The sequence below is a fragment of the uncultured Holdemanella sp. genome (assembly GCF_934772795.1).
Taxonomy (GTDB): domain Bacteria; phylum Bacillota_I; class Bacilli_A; order Erysipelotrichales; family Erysipelotrichaceae; genus Holdemanella.
Genome location: NZ_CAKVMR010000123.1, coordinates 1 through 1,812, shown reverse-complemented (window position 1 = coordinate 1,812; position 1,812 = coordinate 1). Strand labels below are relative to the sequence as shown.

The window sequence follows — 1,812 nt, the reverse complement described above, 5'->3', positions numbered from 1 at the left end:
GGTAAAGGCGTTTGAACTGGCGCCGGAAGGAATTATAACCGAAATCTACCCTATGCAGGGAAATTCAGAGGCTCTTGGGCTGGATGTACTGGGGGAACATGAACGGAAAAAAGATGCAATTCTGGCTAAGGAAACCGGGGAGTATACACTTGGCGGCCCCTATCAGTTAAAGCAGGGTGGAACCGGAGCATTACTTTTTAAACCGGTTTATCGAACCGATGATTCCAGAGGAAGTAGTTTCTGGGGATTTGTTCTCCAGGTAATCGACTGGGATCGTTTCATGAGTGATATAAATCTGAAATCCTTAAGTGAGGCGGATTTCTGTTATAAGATCTGGTCATATGACAGAAGCAGTGAAGATAAGGTTATTCTTGCCCGAAGTCAGGAGGATATGCCGGAAGACAGCCTGACGATAGAATGTGAAATCCCGAATAATACATGGTATTTTGATATTGTGCCTTCGAATGGGTGGATCCCGGTTTCATACTGGCTTCTCGCCATTGCCGCTTCTTGTATATTTTCATTATTGGTCGCTACAATTTATTATCAGATCTCCAGCAAAAAACACAAAGAAAAACAATATGCTTCTGATCTTAAGAAAGTAGCGGAACTGGAAAAAAGTGCCAATGAAGCAAAAACGCGATTTTTGTTTAATATGAGCCATGATATCCGGACGCCAATGAATGCGATCATAGGTTTTTCCGGATTACTGGAAAAGAATCTTCAGAACGAGGAAAAGGCAAAGGAATATCTGGGAAAAATCTGTTCTTCTGGAAATCTGCTGATGACGATCATTAACCAGATCCTGGAGATAGCCCGTATTGAAAGCGGTACTACAGCGCTGCAGCTGAAAGCTGAGGATATAAACACAGTATTTCATACAGTAAACACAGTATTTGAGGAAGATATAAGGAAGAAGAACCTGCAGTATTCGACAGATTTGGATGTATATCACACGTTTATCTTTTGTGACAGAGTGAAACTTCAGGAGATAATGCTGAATATTATCAGCAATGCAATAAAGTATACATCCGATGGGCATGCAGTTCATGTAAAGATATATGAGAAAGATTCAGAGGATCCCCGGAAAGTCCGGTTTATTTTTACCTGTGAAGATACAGGCATTGGCATGAGTGAGGAATATCTTCCACATATCTTTGAAGAATTTTCCAGAGAGCATACAACCACAGAGAACAAGGTCGCGGGTACAGGACTGGGTCTTCCTATTGTAAAATCCATGATTGAGCTGATGGGAGGAAGTATCCAGGTAGAAAGCACGCAAGGTGTCGGGACAAAATTCACGGTAGATATTTCTTTTGATATGGCATCAGAAGCGGATGTATATAGGGATCAGATATCTGAACAGCCAGATGTATTAGAAAAGCTGGAAGGAAAACGTATTCTTCTTGCAGAGGATAATGATCTGAATGCAGAGATAGCGATAGAACTACTTGCGGAAGAAAAGATCGTTGTAGATCGTGCGAAGGATGGAGCAGAGTGTCTGGATAAGCTGGAGAAAGCAGTTCCCGGATATTATGATATGATTCTTATGGACATTCAGATGCCGGTGATGGATGGATATGACGCTACAGCCAGGATACGCAGAATGAAAGATGATGAGAAAGCCTCCATCCCCATTATTGCAATGACAGCAAACGCCTTCGCAGAGGACAAGCAGAAGGTAATATCAATGGGAATGAATGATCATGTGGCAAAACCAATTGATATGAATGTACTTTTACCGGTGATAGCAAAGTATATGCGGATATGAAGGGGTCTGCCCCCCAAAAATGTGCAGCAGAGAAAAGCAGG

1 protein-coding gene is annotated in these 1,812 nt (G+C 42.1%); it reads left to right on the top strand.

Annotated features, from left to right (window positions below; all coding sequences use genetic code 11):
- Window positions 1–1,771 (top strand): ATP-binding protein (locus tag Q0F04_RS11800; protein WP_295753530.1); only part of this gene is annotated, 1,771 nt, incomplete at its 5' end.
- Between the last annotated feature and the right edge of the window lie 41 nt (window positions 1,772–1,812).